The sequence below is a fragment of the Leptospira weilii genome (genome assembly GCF_006874765.1).
GTDB classification, from domain to species: Bacteria; Spirochaetota; Leptospiria; order Leptospirales; family Leptospiraceae; genus Leptospira; species Leptospira weilii.
The window spans coordinates 2,597,995-2,617,985 of the sequence record NZ_CP040840.1 but is presented as its reverse complement, the minus strand read 5'-3'; the positions used below and the strand labels follow the sequence as shown (position 1 = coordinate 2,617,985).

The following is a 19,991-nucleotide window of genomic DNA, read 5'->3' as shown; positions in this document are numbered from 1 at the left end:
AAAATCTCTTGAGATTTTCCCGCCTCCAGGCTCAATGATTTGCTCCCTACGGGTCGCTCATCACCCCGCCACCCAAAAATCAGGGGAAACTCAGGCACAACGCTTTCTAAGGGGCGCGTTGTGGAGCGATCGTTTCACAGAGGATTTGTCGGAATTCCTACAGATTTATCCTCGGATCGAAGTATTTGTGAGTAACGTTATGATAAATTACGCCTGGTGTTTGAGCGTTGTTACATTCCTGTAAGAGTTCCTACAAAAATTTTTCAGCAATTTCCCTTTAGAACGTGATTTTAGCTTTCAGGGTTTCGATATGCTTTCTTCTTCGATATTGTTCTTGTTTCAAACGCTGGTCCAGAGTTGCTTAAGCTGTTCTGATCTTTTTTATATCCAATACGATTTGGTATTTCCATGGTTCGTTGAAGCCAGTAATTGAAGGCCGTTGTATTTTTGTTTTTAAATTTTGTTGATTCGGTATTTCCTTTTTTTAGCTCAAAAAAGTCATATGTTTCAAGTTTTTCTGTAAAGATATCATACTGTCTAACATTTCCTGGTGGCTTATACGCTCCTATAAAATAGAATACCGTTAATTTGAGCATAGATCTGCGCTAGACGTAGAATTTTGGACACTCTATTATGTAAAGATGAGTAAAATCTTTCTATCGATCATTTTCTCCTATACAGGAGGAGAATCTTGGAAATTATTATAGAAACCAGCTTTTAGGTTTTTACTATGTCCGAATGCCCGCTTTGTAAGTTTCATCGGTCCGGTGATCTCTCGGAAGTTCTTGTGAGATTCGGAGAATTTTCTGTGCGCCACTGCGAGGAAGAAAAAAAACTCAAAGGTTATCTTTATATAGAACCCCGTTCTCATTGGACTTCCTATCGGGATTGGACTCAGGATTCTTTTTCCGATTTCGCACAAGCCTTAGAGTTTGCGACAAAATGGATCTATAAAAATCATGCTCCGATTAAGGTTTATACTGTGACGGTTTCAGAGATGGTTCCTCATATGCACTTTCATTTGATTCCGAGGTATTCTGACGATTTAAAAGGGATCGATTATATCCGACTTGCATTGCAAGGAAAATTACCGGAACAAAATTATATTCTAGATTTATAATGGAATTTGTTTCAAGAATTTGAGGGAAGCATATGAACGTTTTGAAATATAAAAGTATTCTGTTTTTGTTTTTCGTTTCCTTTTTATTGGGTGATTGTATTTACAGAGATATACGTATTCCAGGACTAAGTACCAACTTCACTCAGTACGTTTTAAACTCGGACGATTTTCAAATTTTAGGAACCGTAGAAACCGAAGGAGTTTATACTTCCTGGCTCATGTTCTGGGTGACGGGTGAAACCGGTTACAGAGAATTATTGGATAAGTCCAAGGCGCTCGGAGGGGACGAAATTATCAATTATCGTTTTGAAGTGGAAGAAACGAGTATTCTTTTGGTCGTCTGGAATCGAATCAAGTGGAAAGCAACCGCACATGCGATTAAATACAGAGAAAAAATCAAAAAACCTTGATCAAAAAAGAACTACGGGCTCTGAATTTCTTAGGAGTCTAAAAGGATAGGATGCAGACAAACAAAGCCCAACTCATCCTGGAAGCGGGACTTTCCAGGAAAGCGGATTTCGTAGAAATATTCGAGGAGGAGACAAGATCTTCTTCCGTAAGTTTAAGAGATCGAAAGATAGAACAAAGTTTTGCAGGAATCGATTACGGAATCGGAATCCGACTTATCTATGGAACCGACGTTCTCTACGCACATACCAACAACGAAGACGTGGAGCATTTGATTTCTCTCATAGACCTTTTGGCGGATTCCAGGGGAACCGCAAAAGGGAAAGGACAAACACTGGTATTAAAAGGCGATTTGAAGCCGCCTTCGTTTCCGGCAAACGTAAGGGATCCTCGTAAAGTTTCTCCCCATGAAAAGTTGGAAATTTTATTTCGTGCGGACCAAAACGCCCGGAGCGTCTCTTCGAACATAGTTCAAGTCAGCGTTTCCGCGTTTGATTCCGTTTCCAAAATCGGAATCTACAATTCGGAAGGATTGTTTCTTGAAGATTTGAGGGTAAGAAGTCGTTTTAGCATCAACGTCGCCGCGGAAAAAGAAGGAGAAAGATTCGTTGCTTCCGAAAATCCAGGAGCTAGAAAGGGATTTGAATTTTTCAACACACTTCCCGTAGAACAACTTTCTAAAACTGCGGCCGAAAGAGCTCTTTTGATGTTGTCCGCTGGGTACATTCAAGGAAGGAAAATGCCTGTTGTGATGGGGAACGGTTTCGGAGGAGTTATTTTTCATGAGGCCTGCGGACATCCGTTGGAAACAGAGGCGATCCGTAAAAAATCCTCCCCTTTTGTCGATAAGCTCGGGGAAAGAATCGCGCAGTCCTGTCTGACCGCTATCGACGACGGAACGATTTCGGATTCTTGGGGAAGTATCTCTGTGGATGACGAAGGCTCGGCTCCTCAGAAAACCGTTTTGATAGAGAATGGGATTTTAAAAAGTTATCTCGCCGATCGAATCGGAGCGGAAGAAGTCGGAGTTCCCAAAACCGGAAGCGCTCGAAGAGAAAGTTATATGTATGCTCCCGTTTCTAGAATGAGAAACACATACATCGCTGCGGGAAAGGACTCCTTTGATTCCATGTTGTCCGGAATCGAATACGGACTTTTTGCTAAAAAGATGGGAGGCGGTTCCGTCAATCCGTCTACGGGAGAGTTTAATTTTTCCGTGGAAGAAGGATACGTTATCCGAAACGGAAAGATCGCAGAACCGGTTAGAGGCGCGACGCTCATCGGCAAAGGGGACGAGATTCTCCCTAAGATCAGTATGGTAGGCAACGACTTGGAACTTGCTGCCGGAATGTGCGGTGCGGCTTCGGGATCGGTTCCGGTCACAGTGGGACAACCTTCCTTGAAAGTGGACGAGATTCTCGTGGGAGGTCGTTCATGAATTTGGATCGTTCCGTTGAATTCGTGTTGGACGTTTGTAAGAAGAAAAGATTGGATCAGTACGATCTCGTCGCTTCCGAATCGAAAGAGGTGGGAATCGAACTCTTTCGAAAAAGAGTGAGCAATACCGAACTTTCCAATTCCAGAGGAATTGGAATCCGTCTCATCCAGTCCGGAAAACCGGGTTATTCTTACAGTGAGAAATTATCCGAAGAAGCGTTGTTTCAGATGGTGGAGGATGCGCTTGCGCAGTCTAAAATTTCGGATCCGCTTGATATTGATCTTCCGGGATCGTTCGAACTTCCCAAAATCAACATTCGTTCTTACGAAGAATCTTTAGAATCTCTCGGTTTTGAATGGTTGAAATCCACGGGTGAGAAGTTGGATGATCTTGCTTGGTCGGTCGGGGGTAAAATCGAGAATGTTCCCTATTCTTATGCGGGTAAAACCTGGAACCGATTCATATTAGCAAATTCGAATGGACTTTACCATAGCGAAAAATCGAACCTGATTTCGGCTGGAGTTGCATTGGTTGCAACCGACGGAAAGACCAAAAAAATGGGAGGCTATACTCGTTCCGGTTTGGATTTAGATCGTATTAGTCCTGAGTTGATCGTATCCACGGCGGCGGAACGTTCTTTGGCTCTTTTGGGAGCAAAGCCTGTAAAAAGCGGTTCCTACAATATCGTTCTTTCTAATCGAATCAGTCCTCAAATTTTTGGAATGTTTTCTTCTCCGTTTTCGGCGGATAGCGTGCAAAAAGGTCTGTCTAGACTGGAAGGCAAAATCGGTTCGCAAATCGCCTCACAAAATTGGAACGTGTTTTGCGATCCGCACATTTCGGATTATCCAGGTTCGAGACTTCTTGATGCGGAGGGGGTTTTGACGAGTAAAAAAGCAGTCATCGAAAACGGAGTTCTGCAAACTTATCTCTATAATTTGGAATCCGCTAAAAAGGAGGGAGTCGTTCCTACCGGAAATGCGGTTCGTTCGTACGGAGGCAGGGTCGGCACTTCGTTTAACAATTACGTTGTACCGAAGGGAGATAAAACTCTCGAAGAATTATTGGGTAACTTTCCGGAATGTATTTACGTTCTAAAGCTCGAAGGAGGTTCTGGATGTAGCGCGGTTTCTGGAGAAATCTCGATCGGTGTGCAAGGAATCTATTATAAAAATGGAATTCCCGTTCATCCGGTTGATAGCATAACGATGAATCTGAATTTTTTCGATCTTCTTTTTAGAATCGAGGGAATTTCGAACCAGTACAATGATTCCTACTCTTCCATCAAGGTTCCGGATATTCTCATTAGGGAAGCAAGCATCGCGGGTTGAATTAGAGTTTTCACTTGCTTCTCTTTTTGAATTAGGATTTTTTGTCCGAAACAAACTTTTCTATTTTGGGAGAAACTCTTTGAACTCTTGGATTTGCCTTTTACAAACCCAATTTCTTTTTTTACGAATCGAAAGCGCTCGTGGAAAAAACTCCTTTCGTATTGGAGTGATGATTCGGTTTTTAATTAAGAGTCTGTCCCAAAACTCAAAGCAATTGCAGCGATCCGCGGAAATTCCGATAAGATCGAATGGTTCTGGGACGGACTCTAAAATCTATTTTCTTAATTTTTATTCTATCGCGATTCAAATTCGGAAGCTCAATTTCGAACATTTTAAAATTAAAAGACGGAAACTGTTTTATTTTCGAAACCTCGTAGAAAACTTTTTAAATTCTCTCTATTTTTTCTTACGGAAGTTTTTATTTCCTATAATTAAACGGAATTTGTGTCAAATGCAACGATCCTTAAAGACGAATATCTTTGTATTTTTTTGGGGAATTATTTTTCTCTTTTTTGGGTTCTCCAGTTTAAACGCTCAAGTAAGGATCGAATTTAGTCCAATCGGAGAAGTCAAAAAACCTTCCCAAGTAAGAGCTCGTTTTTCTGAATCGATGATTCCTTTGGGAAATCCAAAATTTTCTTTGTATCCGTTCGAGGTTCGTTGTCCTTTACAAGGTGCGCAACGTTGGGTGGATGATAAAAATTGGGTTTTTGAATTTACCGAACTTCTGCCCGGCGGAGTGGAATGTACTTTTGAAACGAAGAAGTTAAAATCGGTCGCAGGAAATTCTTTGAATGAGGGAGAAAAATTTTCTTTCAATACGGGAGGTCCCGAAATGGATTCTTCCTCTCCCTACGAAGGAGGAATCATCGACGAGGATCAGGTTTTTATTTTGGATTTGGATTCCGAGCCTGATTTTTCTTCCGCAAGCGAACATATTTATTTCGTGACCGAAGGTCTCAAGGATAAGATAGGCTTTAGCCGAGTCAAAGGTTCGATCGAAAGTGAAATTTTGAAAGCAAATTACAGGGAAGGAAAAACCGAAAAGACGATTCTTATCAAACCAGATCAGAAGTTTCCGAGCGGAAAAAAAGTCTATCTCATTTTGGAACAAGGACTGAAATCAAAATCGGGAATCCCGAGAAGCTCCACAAGAAAAATTGAATATACTGTAAGGCAACCTTTCCGAGCGGAATTCAACTGCGATCGAGTCAACGCAAAGGCCGCTTGTATTCCCTCTTTGCCGTTGAGGTTGAATTTTAATTCTCCCGTATCCGTAGAAATTCTTCGAAAAATTCAGCTTCAAACAAGCGATGGAAAAAAAATTCCCTCCCAGGTTTTCTCCGAGAACGGAAATTATGACTATGGGGTCAGTTTTCCGGCTCCTCTTCCTCCAAAGTCCAAATTCCAAATCATTCTTCCATCCGGCATAAAAGACGACGCGGGACGACTTCTTGCCAATCAATCCTCGTTTCCTCTTTTGGTTTCCACGGACGATTATCCCCCTCTTTTGAAATTTTCTTCCAAGTTCGGAATTTTAGAAAGATTTCCGGAAGCGATTCTCCCCGTTACGATTCGAAACCTGGAAGCAGAGAATCCGGTGCGTCTCTATCAGGTGAAAACGAGTCCCGACACGGAGAACGTTATCAAAGAACAATTCGATAAATTGAAAGAAAAGGGAAAGGAAATTTTCAACTGGGCTACCGGAAAGGAGGAGAAACCGAATCTCCCAAAACAATTCACCGGAAAAGAATTGATTCTTGGATCGGGACAGATCGCGGAAATCGTTCGATTCTTAAAAACGATTGAAAGTTTGGAACACAGTCACTCTATCTTTGATTCTTCTCAAAACCCACCTCCTACGAACGAGATCAAACTCCAGAGCAAACAGGGAGTTCGTCGTTTTGAAGTTGTGGGAATTCCCTTGAATAAACCAGGTTTCCACGTGGTCGAAATGAAATCGGACGTATTAGGGAATTCTTTATTAGGAATCAATCAACCGTTTTATGTCCGTACGGCTGCTCTGGTGACCAACCTTTCCCTTCATTTTAAGTGGGGAAGAGAATCCTCTCTCGTTTGGGTGACAAAGCTGAATGATGCTAAGCCTGTACCGGGTGCCGACATTCAGATTTTCAATTGTAAGAACGAAAAAATTTTTGTAGGTAAAACGGGACCTGAGGGAATTCTCCTCGTGAAAGGAATTCCTCCCCGAAATAAAGTTCCATATTGCTCTTGGAAAGCGTATGAAAATGGTCTGCTTTTAACTGCAGCTTTCGAAGACGATTTTACTTTTACTCATACTCGTTGGCAGAATGGAATCGAAAATTGGAGATTCAATCTTCCGGGAGATTCTGGAGACAACAACGTTTTATTTCACCCGATTTTAGATAGAACCTTGTTTCGCGCCGGAGAAACCGTTTCCATAAAACTTATTTCAAGAACCAAAAGACAGCTCGGTTTCGAGGTTCCAACACGAAACGAATATCCGGCGTTTGCGAAAATCGTTCATTCCGGTAGCGATAAAGAATATTCCATTTCCTTAAAATGGAACCAGGAAGGAACGAGTTCCCTTCAATTCAAAATCCCTAAAGAGGCGAATCTGGGTGTTTATCAGATTTTGTTAAGCGAATTTGCGAATAAGAATAACGATTTGGTTTCCATCGGAGAATTCAGAGTGGAAGAATTTAGAATTCCGCTCATGAAAGCGGATTTTCAAGTTTCCGGTCCAAATGTCGGTCCGTCTCAGCTAGAACTTTCCGGAAACGTTCGTTATCTTTCAGGCGGAGGAGCCGGTAAACTTCCGGTTCTTTTGAGAACCCGGGTTACGGTCGGGGGCGGAGTGTTTTTTCCCGATTATTCCGATTTTTCATTTAGCAACGGTTTGGTGAGTCGTAAATCCGAAGAAAATGAAGAACCGATTTCCGTGATGGGTTTTACAAAAACGCAACTCACTCTCGACGAAAAAGGTTTTTTTGAAACGACCGTAAAATCCATTCCGGAATCGAACACGATTCAAAAGCTCGAAGCGGAACTCGAATACAAAGATCCGAATGGAGAGATTCAAAGCGCATTCAGATCCTTTCCGATTTATCCTTCCGAATATCATATCGGAATCGCCCGTGAAAGTTGGGCCGCGGTTCAAGACTCGGTTCGGCTGAAGGTTGCGGTTCTTGATTTAAAAGGAACTCCGATAGAGGGAAAGAAGATCAATGTGGTCGCATTTACGAAAAAATATTATTCCAATCGTAAACGTTTGGTCGGAGGCTTCTACAGTTACGAACATAAATACGAAGTGAACGAATTAGGGGAATTTTGTTCCGGTAAAACGAATGCGAAAGGGATTGTATTTTGTAACGGCCCCGTAAATACGACCGGAGAAGTTCATTTCGAAGCTTCCCTTTCCGGAGAAGATGTGAAAGCGAATTCCTCCGTTTGGATCAGCGGTAAGGAAGATTTTTGGTTCGCGGCGAGCGATCACGATCGTATGGATCTTCTCCCCGAAAAAAAAGAATACCAGACGGGTGAAAAAGCCAGGTTTCAAGTGAGAATGCCGTTTCGAGAGGCAACCGCTCTCATCACTGTGGAAAGGGAGGGAATTCTCAATTCGTATATCAAAACTCTCAGCGGTAAAGAACCGGTCGTCGAAATTCCTGTGGAGAGTTCGTTTGCTCCGAATGTGTTCGTTTCTGTTTTGGCGGTTCGTGGAAGAGTGGATAATCCGAAGGAAACCGCGCTTGTCGATTTAGCAAAACCTTCTTTTCGATTGGGAGTGGCTCAAATTCGAGTCGGCTGGAAACCTTTCGAGATTCCTGTCCGCGTGGAAACGGATAAGACCGTTTATGGGGCGAGACAAAAAGCGAAAGTAAAAGTTCAGATTAACCATCCTTCCATACAGGTAAAAAAAGATTCAAGAATCACGTTAGTCGCTGTCGACCAGGGTCTTTTGGAATTAAAATCCAACGATACTTGGGATTTACTTCGAGCCATGATGCGCCAGAGAGGAAACTCGGTGGAAACTTCCACCGCTCAACTTCAGGTGGTGGGTAGGAGGCATTTCGGATTAAAAAGCCTGCCGTCGGGAGGCGGAGGCGGTGGAGCGACAACCAGAGAGTTGTTTGATACCCTTCTTTATTGGAAACCGGATTTGAAACCGGACGGGAATGGATTTTTAGAAGCGGAAATTCCTTTGAACGATTCTCTGACTTCGTTTAAGATCGTCGCTATCGTTCACTCGGGAAAAGATAAATTCGGTTCCGGTTCGACTCAGATTCAAACCACAAAGGATGTTCTTATTTATCCTTCGATCGCTCCTTTTGTTAGGGAAAAAGATAACGTACTGAGCGGTATTTCTCTCAAAAATACGACGGAAAAAACCTTAGAGCTTGAAATCAGTCCGAAAACTTTACCCGATCTTAAATTAGAAATTAAGAATATTCAATTAAAGCCGGGAGAATCCACAAACGTTCATTGGAATCTTTCCATTCCGAGTAAGAAAGAAGAAATCGTCTATGAATTCCAAACCAAGGAAGTGAAAAACGGACCTTTTACGGATACGCTTCGTTTTCGTCAGAAGGTAGGGGAATCGGTTCCCGTTCGGATTTTGCAATCCACTTTTCGACGTTTGGAAGACGGAACGCTCAGTCTTCCGATTCAGGAGAATCAGGAAGCGATTTCTGGAGGCGGAGAACTTGAGATCAGTTTAAAATCCTCTCTCACCGGAGGGGCGATTCTTTCTTCCAGAGAACATATGAGTCGTTATCCGTATTCTTGCTTGGAGCAAAAACTTTCCAAAGCGGTTTCGGTCGGATCTCAGAATGATTGGGATCGGATTATGAATCAATTGAACGCTTATCTGGACGGGGATGGGCTTTTAAAATTTTTTCCGATGTCTTGGCATGGAAGCGAAATCTTAACGAGTTATGCGCTGATTCTTTCTTCCGAATCCGGTTATAAAATTCCGGATTCGATGCGGGAAACTTTTTTGGAGGCGCTGAATCGATATATTAAAGGTCTGATTTATAGGAACGGTTACATCTCGAATACGGATTTTCTTTTAAAAAAGATCCTCGTCCTAGACGCGATATCCCGTTTTCAACAAGTCGGAGACGATGCAATTCTATCCGTTCAGACGGATCCGAAAATTCTTCCTACCGATATTTTAATCAGCCTTAGAAATCTCTATTCCAGATCCAATTCTTTTAAGAATCGGGTTCCTGCGTTAGACGTCCTTTTAAAGTCAAGATATAGAATCCAAGGAACCTCTTATAACTTTACGGACGAACCCAGTCTTTGGTGGCTTTTGTCTTCCAACGATTCGACAGTGATGAAAACAATCCTTTCCGTCGCAAAAGATCCAAGTTGGAAAGAGGATCTTCCTCGATTGATCCGCGGAGCGATCGCAAGACAATCCAAGGGACACTGGGATATCACGCCTGCAAACGCTCTCGGAGTTCTCGCGCTTCAAACATATTCGAAACAGTTTGAAAGAGATTCCGTGGAAGGAAAAACTACAATCACTTTGGAAAACAATTCAAGCACCTTGGAGTGGAAGAACAAAAAAGATCCCCCCACGATTTTGATTCCAATGCCGAAAAGTACACAAAATCTAAAATTCGTCCAAAACGGAAACGGAAAACCGTACGCGGTGATTCATACAAAGGCCGCTTTGCCTTTGAAGGAAAAATTGGAAAGCGGGATGAGAATGGAGAAAGAAATTCTGGATGAGTCCGGAAATAAGAAGTCTTCGTTTCGAGAAGGAGATTTGGTGCGTGTTCGTCTGAAAATTTATACCGAATCCGATTTATCTTGGATTGCCGTCAAAGATCCAATTCCCGCGGGGGCTAACATTTTAGGTACCGGACTCGGAAACGATTCAAGAATCAGCGCCGAACTTGCAAAAGGCGATAACTCTCCTACTTTTGTGGAAAGAAAATGGGAAGGTTATACGGCGTATTTTGAATATTTGCCCGCGGGTTCCGCGACTCTCGAATACGTGTATCGAATCAATCATATCGGGAAGTTCGTCTTACCTCCCACTAGGGTCGAAGCGATGTATCTTCCGGATCAGTTTGCGGAAATTCCGAACCCGGATCAAATCGTGACGAAGGAATAAACTCCCGATGTATAAGAAGAATATATCTGTATTTTTGTTTATTGGTATATTCTTTTATTCAAATGTAGTCTTTTCCGAAGGGATTTACTCCTATAGGGAAATTCGAGATTCGTATCATCTTTCTGACGGGACAATTTTGGATCTCCACGGAAGATTTTTGCAGACGATCCGGTTGAACGTTCGGGAAAGAAAACTTGCCTGGACGGAAGAGGGAGAAATTCCGGAAACCCTATTACTTGCCTTATTTGCGCAGGAAGACAAACGGTTCTTTGAACATTCGGGAGTGGATCTACTTGCGATTTTAGGCGCAATGAAGGATCGAGTCTTGGGAAATTCAAAGAGAGGGGCGAGTACACTTTCCATGCAACTCGCCGGGATTTTTCTCGGAAGTAAACCGGGACGTAGGAACATTTTCGATAAATGGGAACAGATGAGATTCGCTCAAAAGATAGAACAGACCTGGAGCAAGAACGAAATTATCACGGGCTATCTCAATTTGATTCAGTTTCGTGGGGAGCACAAGGGACTCAGAGCGGCGAGCCGAGGACTTTTTCAAAAGGAGCCTTCCGCATTGAGCGACGCGGAGTCCGTTCTTCTCGTTGCGATGCTTCCGTTTCCGGGAGCAAGTTCTTCCGCTTTAGTCAAACGAAGTTGCGCCCTTGCAAAAAAAATTCAAAGAGAGGAACTTTGCGATTTTTTTGAAAGGGCGGTTGATCGGATGACCGTAAACGCAGGCGGTTTGCCCGCCATTGAAGGAATCGCGTTTCATGCGGCTCAAAAAATTTTCAGAGAAAATCCGGAATTTCTTTCCAGGGACGGGAAAGTCAAAACGACCTTGGATTTCGATCTTCAATGGAAGGTTACCGAACTTGCAAAAAACATCATAGACGGGTTGAAAAAACAAAACGTGGCTGAAACCGGAATTCTCGTTTTAGATAACTTATCTGGCGCAATTTTGGTTTACGTAGGAAATCTTCCAGATAGTTCCTCTTTTTATGTGGACTCGATCTCATCCAAAAGACAGGCAGGTTCCACTCTAAAGCCGTTTTTATACGGACTCGCATTTGAAAAGGAAGTGTTAAAGCCGAATTCCATTTTGGAAGATATTCCCGCTGAATGGAACGCGGTTTCCGGAATTTACAGGCCTTCGAATTACAGCGACACGTATCATGGAAACGTGCAGGCGAAATATGCGCTTGCTTCTTCTTTGAACATTCCCGCGATTCGCGTATTGGATCTCGTAAGCGTACAAGGATTTGTAGAAAGATTGCGGGACCTTGGTTTGAGCGGACTGAAGCGGGCGGATTTTTATGGATCTTCACTGGCTCTCGGAAGCGCGGACGTTACGCTTTTTGAATTGACCAACGCTTATAGAACTCTTGCGAACGGAGGGATGAGTTCGAGACCGACCTTTTATCTCCACGAAGCAAAACAAACATTCGAAGAAAATTTCCGAGAAGGAAATTTTTGGAGTAGAGTTTATACGAAACAAGCCGCGGACACGTTATCTGAAATTCTTTCCGATCGAGAATACAGATCGTTATCTTTCGGTCTCAACAATCATTTAAGTACGAGATTTTTTACGGCGGTAAAAACTGGAACCTCCCAGGACATGAGAGACAATTGGTGTGTAGGGTATTCTAAAAATTATACGGTCGGTGTTTGGGTTGGGAATATGAACGGAAGCCCTATGTGGGACGTTAGCGGCGTTACGGGGGCGGCTCCTATTTGGAATGCGGTGATCGGGCTACTTCAGGAAAGAGAAAAACAACCGGGTAATACGTTCTTTGAGACTTTTCGTGATTCGCACGTGCGGCAACTTGCGGAATCGTCTTCCATTCCTAAGATTTTGATTCCCGGAAACGAAACAATTTACGCGTTGGATCCCGATATTCCCGAAGGAAGACAGAAACTCTATTTTTCTGCGTCTGCGTTTATGTCCGGATTTCGATGGGTCTTGGATGGAAAAAGAATTCAGGAAGCCAAACAAAAGAATGTATTTTGGAAACCCGAGCGCGGATTTCATATTCTTTCCTTACAAGATCAGGATGGAAAAATCATAGATAGTGTCGTTTTCGAAGTCAGATAGAGAAAAAGTTTTTCTCTTGCAGGGAAGCGTCTTCGCGTTAGAATCAATTCCAGACTTCTCATGAAACTATCCACTGAAACATATCTTTTATCTCCCGCATTGGAAGAGGCGATCCTTCTCGCCGAAGTAACCTCTCGCCCTTTACTTTTAAAGGGAGAACCAGGAACCGGCAAATCTCTTTTAGCCGAATATCTCGCGGACCAAAGAAAGCTTCCTCTATATACTTGGCATATCAAATCTATCACCCAAGCGAAAGAGGGCTTGTATTTTTATGACGCGGTTTCTCGATTGAATGATTCTCGTTTTTCGGAGGACTCCGAAAAAGTAAAGAATATAGAAAACTATATTCGGCTTGGTGCGCTTGGGGAGGCGTTTAGTCTGGATAAAAAATCGATCGTTCTCATCGACGAAATAGATAAGGCCGACATTGAATTTCCGAACGATCTACTTTTAGAGTTGGATCGAATGGAATTTTTCATTCCCGAAATTTCGAAACGTATTCAAGCAAAACATCGTCCTTTGACTATTATCACTTCCAATAACGAAAAGGAGCTACCTGCTGCTTTTTTAAGAAGATGTATTTTTCATTATATAGAATTTCCGGATCCAGAATTTATGAAAAAGATCATTCTTTCTCATTATCCGGGGGTGGGTCATACGTTGCTTATCAAAGCTCTTGAGATGTTTTATCTCATTCGGAGAATGGACGATTTGAAAAAGAAACCGGGGACAAGCGAACTTTTGGATTGGATTCAGATTTTAGTACACCAAGGAGCGGTCTTAAAAGACGAGGTTCGGATTCCGTTTCTCGGTGCGCTTATAAAAAACGAGGAGGATCTGAGGTTATTCAGGAATTAAAATGTTTATCCCGTTTTTTTATAGGCTTAAGGCGGAAGGGATACCGGTTACGACGGGAGAGTTCTTGGACTTTTTGAAAGTTGTGGATCATTATACAACTTATCAGAAGGCATGGATTGATCTGAGCGAACTCTATCGCTTTTCCAGAGCTTGTATGGTAAAAGACATCAAGTATTTCGATTCCTTCGATCTCGTTTTTTCCGAAATTTTCGGGGAAAAGGGCGCGCTCAAACCCGAACTGAAACGAGATTTATTGGATTGGCTGAATCAGATATTCGATAATCCGAATAAACTTCCTCCTTCCCTGATTCCGCCGGATCAACTTTGGGAAGAATTTAAAAAACGTCTCGAAGAACAAAGGGGAGAACATCACGGAGGAAGCAAGTGGGTTGGAACCGGAGGATCGTCACCTTTTGGACACGGAGGAAAAAATCCGGAAGGAGTCAGAGTGGGCGGGGAGGCGGGAAATCGTTCCGCGGTTTTTCAAGCATTAGAAAGACGTTATAAAGAATATAGGACGGACGAACAGCTTGATGTGCGTCAGATCAAAACCGCTCTCAAAAAACTGAGAAACTTAAGAAAAGAGGGCATATCCGAGTTTCATCTTCCGAAAACGATCGATTCCACCTGTAGAAACGCGGGTGACATTCAGATTGAGTTCGAGCGTTCCCGAAAAAACGGACTCAAGGTTCTTTTGCTGATGGATACGGGAGGAAGTATGACTTCCCATGCGGAGAGGGTCAATAAGCTCTTTTCGGCAAGTCATCAGATCAATCATTTCAAGGAATTTCATTATTATTACTTTCACAATATCGTCTACGATGCAGTTTATCCGAAGGCGAATATGAGAACCCCGATTTCTCTGCAGAGAATTTTTAAAAAGCACAGTGATGACACGAAGTTGATTCTTATCGGTGACGCGTACATGGCGCCTTATGAGTTGCTCGATCCCGCATATGGTTTTCATCACAGTCGATTCCGGATGGACTTTCGACTTCCCGAAAATCCGGAATCCGGACTGGATTCTTTAAAACGAATCCGAAGACATTTTCGGGATTCGATATGGTTGAATCCGGAGCCGATCAAATATTGGGACGCGCCTACGATTCGAGAAATCGGAAATCAAGTACCAATGTATTTTTTATCCTTGGACGGATTGGAGAAAGGAATTAAAAAACTTCTCAATTCGCTCTAAAAACTTGTCTCAAAGTCTGAAGAGCAATTAAATTAACGTGAATTCGGTATAACAAAATGCGAAAGCGATTATATGTTTCGATCGTAGAGAGCCGTAACCAACCCCACAAGTTAAGAAGGCTTTTGAGATAATAAGGATTAAAAACTGATATTTTTCAAGTGTTCCGACAAGAATGAGACTTTTTACTTGCAAAAAGTATGATTTTCTGATAGAGAAAAATCTCCCGAACCTTTCCACCTCCACCCCCACCCAAAAATAAGGGTGGGAACTAAGTTTCACAGAGGATTTGTCGGAATTCCGACAGATTTATCTTCGGATCCAAGTATTTGTGGGGTTGGCTATATTAGAGAGCAACACTTTAGTTTCTGATTCGCCCAAACTTTCTTAGGCCGAACTCACGTTAAATTACGATTTTTGAATTTATGAATGGGTTCCCGTTCGTAATTTCAAAAGAAAATAAAGGGTTTGAATGTGTGGAACTTCTAAACCTTTTTTCTCTCCGATTCGAATTGCGTTTCCGAGAATTGCTTCCAGTTCCAAAACCCTCCCAGCCTCGAAATCCAAAAGCATACTTGTCTTATATGGTTTCATCGTCTCAGTCATTCGGAGAAAAGTTTCTATTTGAATGTCGGGAACTTCCGCTCCGTCGAGTTTGGAAAGTTTTTGAACTTCTTTCATGATTTCGATTACGAGTTTACGGCCAAAAGTTTGAGCCAATATTTCGGAAGTGTTTTTTCCGCCGGAAAGAACACCGATCGGATTAAAGGAAGCGTTCCACATCAGTTTTTTCCAACGGGCTTGTCGGATCATTTCTGTACTTTGGGTCGGAACTCCGGCCTTATTAAAAAGCTCCACGATTTGACTGCAAATGGAAGAAGGATTCCGATTCCAAGATCCGATCGTCAATTCTCCGTAGTCCAAATGAAGGATTTTGCCATTGTCGATACGATTGGCACAGACAAAAGCAAGTCCGCCTAAAATTTCATTGTCCGGATAAAGAGAAGAAATCGCTTCTTCGATTCCGATTCCGTTTTGCAAAAGTAGGATCGGTAAATCATTTGGAATATGTTTTCCTAAGATCGTTTCAAGACGAATTTCCGGAAGACATTTTAAACAATTGAGAATAAGATCGTACCCCTTTAAATCCTCAGGAACGGATTCTAAAATTCGATCTGCTTTGTATCGAAAATTTCCCCAAAGAGAGCTTTCTATCAGAAAGCCGTTCTTTTCCAGTTCGGAAGAATTTCTTCGAACCCAGAAATCGATTCTACAGCCGACTTGTTTGAGTTTACCGGCGTAAAGTCCGGCAATGGCTCCGGCCCCTAAAACTAAAATTCGAAACAATCTATTCAGCCTAGGAGAACTTTCTTTCTATTTTCTTTAAGATTTCAGTGATCGCCTGAACGTAACCGTCGTAAACTCCGCGGTCGTATTCTCCGAGAGAATGGTAATTCAGGCTTTGCATTTCTTTTAGATGGCTCCTTAATTCCTCGTACACGTAGTTCTTACGTATATAAAGAGTTTCAAATACTTTAGGATGCATCATTCACCTCTTTTTTAGAATATAATAAAATCAGAGAATTCAATGTAAAATCATCGTTCGGTGGAATTCGGATTTTAGCCACGCATTTGCCCGTTTATAATCCGAAAATTTTTTTTCGAATATTTTGAATTCCTTACTGTGGATAACGTTTCTTCCCTTCTTTCGCATGACCGGAAAGTAAACGTGCAGCAACTCGTGGAACACGATGTATTCTAAAACAAAATTTGGAACGGACTCGAAGGATAAAATCGGGTTAATTACGATCATTTTATGTGTCGGATCATAGTGCCCGAGTCTTGTGGTCGATTTAGATTTTCCCCAAAAAATTTCGAGATCGGAAAGATCTATCCTCAAATAGGATTGATTCACGTTTTCCAGGATCAGTCTTAGTTTTTGATTTTGAATAGGGGAACGTTCGATTCTCTTTTTATTTTTGTTTGCGCGATTTTTTTGTGTTGTATGACTTTCGTAAAATTTTCGGACCGTGGATTCCAATTCGTTCGGGATCGGTTGTTTTAGTAACTTATATAGAAGAAGGTCGATTATGGCTTCCAAATTTTCCGGTTCCGACTTCAAATAAAACGAATGAATTTTGAATTCGAGTTTTTCGGGATAAATACGGATGGAACTTCCTAGGTTAGAGTAGGGAAAAAATTTAGCTTCGATTTTCTTCCCCATTAAAAGTTTGCCTCTTGGAAGTTTACGAAATTCGAATGTTCTTTTTTCCAGCAGATTCAGCGCAGTGGATTTCATCGATTCTTCGTCTAGTTTTTCGAAAACGGAAGACATGAATTTTAATTCCCGAAATAATCCTGTATTCTGGAAAAAGAGTCGTTTGCGGTTTTAGAGGACGAGACTTTAGTCGAAAAGAAATTTTGCGGCGCGGATTTCCCGGGCATCAGTTTTAACTCGTAGACTTTCTCCGGAGATTGAATCTCGCTCAAAAAACGGGATAGTTTTGTATAATATGGCCCGGACCTGGAATGAGCCAGAGAAGGTCTTGTGAAATATAACTCTTTTCTGGCTCTTGTGATCGCCACGTAAAAAAGTCTTCTTTCTTCTTCGGTGTCGGTGTTCTTGCTTGAGGGAAAAATACCTTCGGTTGCATTTAAAATGAAAACGAGATCGAACTCCAATCCCTTTGCGGAATGTACAGTGGATAAATGAAGTAAATCGGTTTCGGTGTTATCCGGTTTGATTTTATCCAAACTTAGGGACGCGTGATCCATCGTAAGATCCGATAAAAAATCCCCAAGCGAAGTATATTTCAAAGAAAATCCTAGAACAGAATCTAAATCTTCGGATCTTCGTTTGGAATCGTCGTAATTCTTTTCCAAAAGGACTCGATAGTAATCGATAAAATCGGAAGTGATTTTTTTTACCTCCGAATTGATTTCCCTGTGTTTTTGATAGAGATGATAAAGGGGAGAAATATATTTGTCGATTGCGGTTTCGTTTTCTCCTAAAAGAACTTCGAAAGAGCCGGAGGATTTCCGGATCTTATCTAAAATGCCGTTAGCCTTAGAATTTCCAATTCCGGGGATCAGTTTTAAAACTCGAACCCAAGAAACTGAATCCAGGGGATTGAGGAGCAATTTTAAAAAGGAAAGCAGATCTTTGATGTGAGCTGTTTCTATAAACTTTCTTCCCCCGAATTTTACGAATGGAATATTCCGTTTTGCGAGAACAAGTTCGAGCTGATTCGAGTTCCATCCGGCGCGGAAAAGGACGCACATTTTTTTAAAGGGAATACCATCTTCTTTTTTTCGTAGGAGAATTTCGGTGATTCCTTCGGCTTCCTCCAATTCGTCTTCGAATTGCAGAACGCTCGGAATCGATCCATTTTCGTTGTCCGTAAAAAGATACTTATCGTATTTTTCGGAAAAATTTTGAAGGACTTCGTTTGCGAGATTTAAGATCGCAGTTGTACTTCTATAATTTTTTTCCAAAAAAATCGTTTTTGTATTCGGAAATATTTTAGGAAAATCTAAAATACCGCGTACGGAAGCTCCGCGAAACGTGTAGATACATTGAGCGTCGTCACCGACCACCATCAAATTAGAATGTTCCGAAGCTAAAAGACAGGCGATATGTGCTTGGACCTTGTTCGTATCTTGAAATTCGTCCACCATGATAAATTTGTATCTTTCGGAAAGTGCGCTTCTGATTCCCGGATGATTGGTAAGAAGGTCTCTAGTAAAATAGAGCAGATCGTCGTAATCCAAAAGAGATCGTTCTGTTTTATATGATTTATAGTCTTCGAAAATTTGGGAGATGTCTTTCGTTCTTTGCAAAAACAAAGGATAATCTTTTTCTAATATAGATTGGAGAGTTTTTCCAGTGTTTTGAATTTCACCGTAAATGGAAATTAAGGTTTCGTTGGAAGGAAAGCGGGATTTGGTTTTGCCAAAATCTTTTTCGTTTCTTAAAAATTGGAACACGTCTAAGGTGTCGGAATCGTCCAAAATCGTAAAACCGGAGGATATTCCGAGAGCCGGGGCAAATCTTCGTAGAACTCCGCTGCAAAAAGAATGAAAAGTTCCGCCTTGAACCTCGGCACATCTTTTGTCTCCGATAGAAGATGCTCTGAGAAGCATTTCTCTGGCGGCTTTGCGAGTAAATGTTAAAAGTAGAATGGATGAGGTCGGAACGCCCGAGGAAACTAACTGCGCCAATCGGCTAACGATGGTTTTTGTTTTGCCGGTTCCGGCGCCTGCTAAAACAAGCACCGGTCCTTTCTGGGTAAGGACTGCTTCCAATTGAGCGGCATTTAATTCTTCTTTCCAGGACATGAATGAATTGTAACGGCTCTCAATGGTGGTGGTGATGACCGCCTTCTCCGTGAACGTGTCCGTGTGAGATTTCTTCTTCGGTGGCTTCGCGAATTCCAGTCAATTCGACGTCAAAAACTAGATTTACTCCTGCAAGAGGATGGTTTCCATCTACGATAACTGATTCTTCCTGAAGTTCGGTGATCGTAAAAACCTTATCCGGCTCGTCGGTTTGAAACATCATTCCTACTTGTAAATCTTCGTTGGGTGGGAATTGGGATCTGGGAACGTCAAAAACAAGATCGGGATCTTTTATGCCATAAGCCTTCTCTGCGGAAACGTTGATTTTTTTCTTTTCGCCGGTTTCCATTTTTTTCATCTCTTCTTCCAGACCGGAAATGATATGCCCGACTCCTTCCAGATAAGAAAGCGGAGCTTTACCTTCGGAAGAATCGATTAAGTTGCCTTCGGTATCGTGAAGGATGTAATGGAAAGTAATCACTCTAGTTTTCATAGATAGCTCCAAGTGGGGATAAAATAAAAATTCTGGTAGGAATCAGTTAGAGAAAAATACCGGAATGTAGACGACCATTTTCAGAGTAAATTGAGTGCGGTTTAACTCAATCAGAATTTTATTTTAGAATTTGGAATCACCGTGAAAATTAGATTCATTTGTTCTCGTTCTCTGAGAAAGGTTTCGATTCGATTGGATAAAAAGAACCAAGAATCTTGAATGAAGATTTCATAAAACCTTGCGGAAAATGGAAGATAACCGTTTTCTGCAAGGTTCGAATCCCCAGTGTGATCTAAAAGTAGGTTATAGGAAATGATTAAAACATTTTTTTCAAAACCGTAGGCCAAAGCGTTTTCTAAAACTTTCTGAGGTTCGTAAATTGGAATTTTTCTTTTGGATCCGTTTTTCGTTACGAATAGAAACGGTTGATTTGATTTCGAGGAACTAATTGCGCCCGAATATATTTTCATGCCGTTCTCTTCATCCTAAAAAGCTAAAAATTCCGGGATGGAATCCAAACCCTCTCCTTTCGCAGAAAAAGATCGGATTCGGATTCTATCCCAGCAAACGAGCTGGCATTAAGAGATATCCGGAAGAGCGGAACAATTGATT

General features: G+C 41.8%; 15 protein-coding genes. 8 read left to right on the top strand and 7 right to left on the bottom strand.

All coding sequences use genetic code 11. The annotated features are described in order from the left end of the window. Positions 1 to 290: 290 nt before the first annotated feature. Positions 291 to 596, bottom strand: coding sequence for a hypothetical protein (locus tag FHG67_RS12605; protein ID WP_232423623.1), 306 nt, complete (start codon positions 594 to 596; stop codon positions 291 to 293). 134 nt (positions 597 to 730) lie between these two features. Between FHG67_RS12605 and FHG67_RS12600 the strand changes: the two genes are divergently transcribed. The 8 genes from FHG67_RS12600 (at position 731) to FHG67_RS12565 (ending at position 14,551) form a co-directional block, all read left to right on the top strand. Then, entirely contained in the window at positions 731 to 1,120 is a 390-nt protein-coding gene (locus tag FHG67_RS12600; RefSeq protein ID WP_036058252.1) for an HIT family protein, read from the top strand. Between the two features lie 32 nt (positions 1,121 to 1,152). Continuing rightward, the gene (locus FHG67_RS12595; RefSeq protein WP_002631515.1) at positions 1,153 to 1,530 is read left to right on the top strand and encodes an LIC11742 family lipoprotein; all 378 of its coding nucleotides are present in this window, start codon (positions 1,153 to 1,155) and stop codon (positions 1,528 to 1,530) included. A gap of 50 nt (positions 1,531 to 1,580) precedes the next feature. Further along, the gene (locus tag FHG67_RS12590; RefSeq protein WP_004499856.1) at positions 1,581 to 2,966 is read left to right on the top strand and encodes a TldD/PmbA family protein; all 1,386 of its coding nucleotides are present in this window, start codon (positions 1,581 to 1,583) and stop codon (positions 2,964 to 2,966) included. After that, positions 2,963 to 4,297, top strand: a complete 1,335-nt coding sequence (locus FHG67_RS12585; protein ID WP_061231119.1) for a TldD/PmbA family protein — start codon at positions 2,963 to 2,965, stop codon at positions 4,295 to 4,297. The genes FHG67_RS12590 and FHG67_RS12585 overlap by 4 nt, the downstream gene beginning before the upstream one ends. 451 nt (positions 4,298 to 4,748) lie before the next feature. Beyond that, on the top strand, positions 4,749 to 10,409 hold the full coding sequence (locus FHG67_RS12580; protein ID WP_376767578.1) for an alpha-2-macroglobulin family protein: 5,661 nt from the start codon (positions 4,749 to 4,751) through the stop codon (positions 10,407 to 10,409). 7 nt (positions 10,410 to 10,416) lie between these two features. Beyond that, on the top strand, positions 10,417 to 12,498 hold the full coding sequence (gene pbpC, locus FHG67_RS12575) for a penicillin-binding protein 1C (protein ID WP_004499881.1): 2,082 nt from the start codon (positions 10,417 to 10,419) through the stop codon (positions 12,496 to 12,498). A 60-nt stretch (positions 12,499 to 12,558) separates the two neighbouring features. Continuing rightward, complete coding sequence (locus tag FHG67_RS12570) at positions 12,559 to 13,356, top strand: AAA family ATPase (protein WP_004498043.1); 798 nt, start codon at positions 12,559 to 12,561, stop codon at positions 13,354 to 13,356. Between the two features lies 1 nt (position 13,357). Next, complete coding sequence (locus FHG67_RS12565) at positions 13,358 to 14,551, top strand: hypothetical protein (protein ID WP_004499918.1); 1,194 nt, start codon at positions 13,358 to 13,360, stop codon at positions 14,549 to 14,551. A gap of 420 nt (positions 14,552 to 14,971) precedes the next feature. Here the strand turns inward: FHG67_RS12565 and FHG67_RS12560 are convergent, their stop codons facing one another. The 6 genes from FHG67_RS12560 to FHG67_RS12535 form a co-directional block, all read right to left on the bottom strand. After that, entirely contained in the window at positions 14,972 to 15,895 is a 924-nt protein-coding gene (locus FHG67_RS12560; protein WP_004499916.1) for a ketopantoate reductase family protein, read from the bottom strand. A 10-nt stretch (positions 15,896 to 15,905) separates the two neighbouring features. Further along, positions 15,906 to 16,094 carry a hypothetical protein gene (locus FHG67_RS12555; RefSeq protein WP_002631496.1) on the bottom strand — a complete coding sequence of 63 codons (189 nt, stop codon included), beginning with the start codon at positions 16,092 to 16,094 and terminating at the stop codon, positions 15,906 to 15,908. Positions 16,095 to 16,133: 39 nt separating this feature from the next. Continuing rightward, entirely contained in the window at positions 16,134 to 16,883 is a 750-nt protein-coding gene (locus tag FHG67_RS12550) for a SprT family zinc-dependent metalloprotease (RefSeq protein WP_004499932.1), read from the bottom strand. A gap of 5 nt (positions 16,884 to 16,888) precedes the next feature. Then, positions 16,889 to 18,886 carry an ATP-dependent helicase gene (locus tag FHG67_RS12545; protein WP_004499920.1) on the bottom strand — a complete coding sequence of 666 codons (1,998 nt, stop codon included), beginning with the start codon at positions 18,884 to 18,886 and terminating at the stop codon, positions 16,889 to 16,891. Between the two features lie 19 nt (positions 18,887 to 18,905). Continuing rightward, positions 18,906 to 19,379 (bottom strand): FKBP-type peptidyl-prolyl cis-trans isomerase, encoded by a 474-nt coding sequence (locus tag FHG67_RS12540; protein ID WP_002631490.1) that lies wholly within the window; start codon positions 19,377 to 19,379, stop codon positions 18,906 to 18,908. Positions 19,380 to 19,489: 110 nt separating this feature from the next. Next, complete coding sequence (locus tag FHG67_RS12535; RefSeq protein ID WP_004498077.1) at positions 19,490 to 19,849, bottom strand: LIC14007 family protein; 360 nt, start codon at positions 19,847 to 19,849, stop codon at positions 19,490 to 19,492. Positions 19,850 to 19,991: the final 142 nt, after the last annotated feature.

What these genes read in the sequence shown, in the direction of transcription:
- FHG67_RS12555 (WP_002631496.1), bottom strand. Translation starts at nt 16,094, where the DNA reads ATGCATCCTAAAGTATTTGAAACTCTTTATATACGTAAGAACTACGTG.
- FHG67_RS12585 (WP_061231119.1), top strand. Translation starts at nt 2,963, where the DNA reads ATGAATTTGGATCGTTCCGTTGAATTCGTGTTGGACGTTTGTAAGAAG.
- FHG67_RS12545 (WP_004499920.1), bottom strand. Translation starts at nt 18,886, where the DNA reads ATGTCCTGGAAAGAAGAATTAAATGCCGCTCAATTGGAAGCAGTCCTT.
- FHG67_RS12605 (WP_232423623.1), bottom strand. Translation starts at nt 596, where the DNA reads ATGCTCAAATTAACGGTATTCTATTTTATAGGAGCGTATAAGCCACCA.
- pbpC (WP_004499881.1), top strand. Translation starts at nt 10,417, where the DNA reads ATGTATAAGAAGAATATATCTGTATTTTTGTTTATTGGTATATTCTTT.
- FHG67_RS12600 (WP_036058252.1), top strand. Translation starts at nt 731, where the DNA reads ATGTCCGAATGCCCGCTTTGTAAGTTTCATCGGTCCGGTGATCTCTCG.
- FHG67_RS12590 (WP_004499856.1), top strand. Translation starts at nt 1,581, where the DNA reads ATGCAGACAAACAAAGCCCAACTCATCCTGGAAGCGGGACTTTCCAGG.
- FHG67_RS12565 (WP_004499918.1), top strand. Translation starts at nt 13,358, where the DNA reads ATGTTTATCCCGTTTTTTTATAGGCTTAAGGCGGAAGGGATACCGGTT.
- FHG67_RS12595 (WP_002631515.1), top strand. Translation starts at nt 1,153, where the DNA reads ATGAACGTTTTGAAATATAAAAGTATTCTGTTTTTGTTTTTCGTTTCC.
- FHG67_RS12535 (WP_004498077.1), bottom strand. Translation starts at nt 19,849, where the DNA reads ATGAAAATATATTCGGGCGCAATTAGTTCCTCGAAATCAAATCAACCG.
- FHG67_RS12570 (WP_004498043.1), top strand. Translation starts at nt 12,559, where the DNA reads ATGAAACTATCCACTGAAACATATCTTTTATCTCCCGCATTGGAAGAG.
- FHG67_RS12580 (WP_376767578.1), top strand. Translation starts at nt 4,749, where the DNA reads ATGCAACGATCCTTAAAGACGAATATCTTTGTATTTTTTTGGGGAATT.
- FHG67_RS12540 (WP_002631490.1), bottom strand. Translation starts at nt 19,379, where the DNA reads ATGAAAACTAGAGTGATTACTTTCCATTACATCCTTCACGATACCGAA.
- FHG67_RS12550 (WP_004499932.1), bottom strand. Translation starts at nt 16,883, where the DNA reads ATGTCTTCCGTTTTCGAAAAACTAGACGAAGAATCGATGAAATCCACT.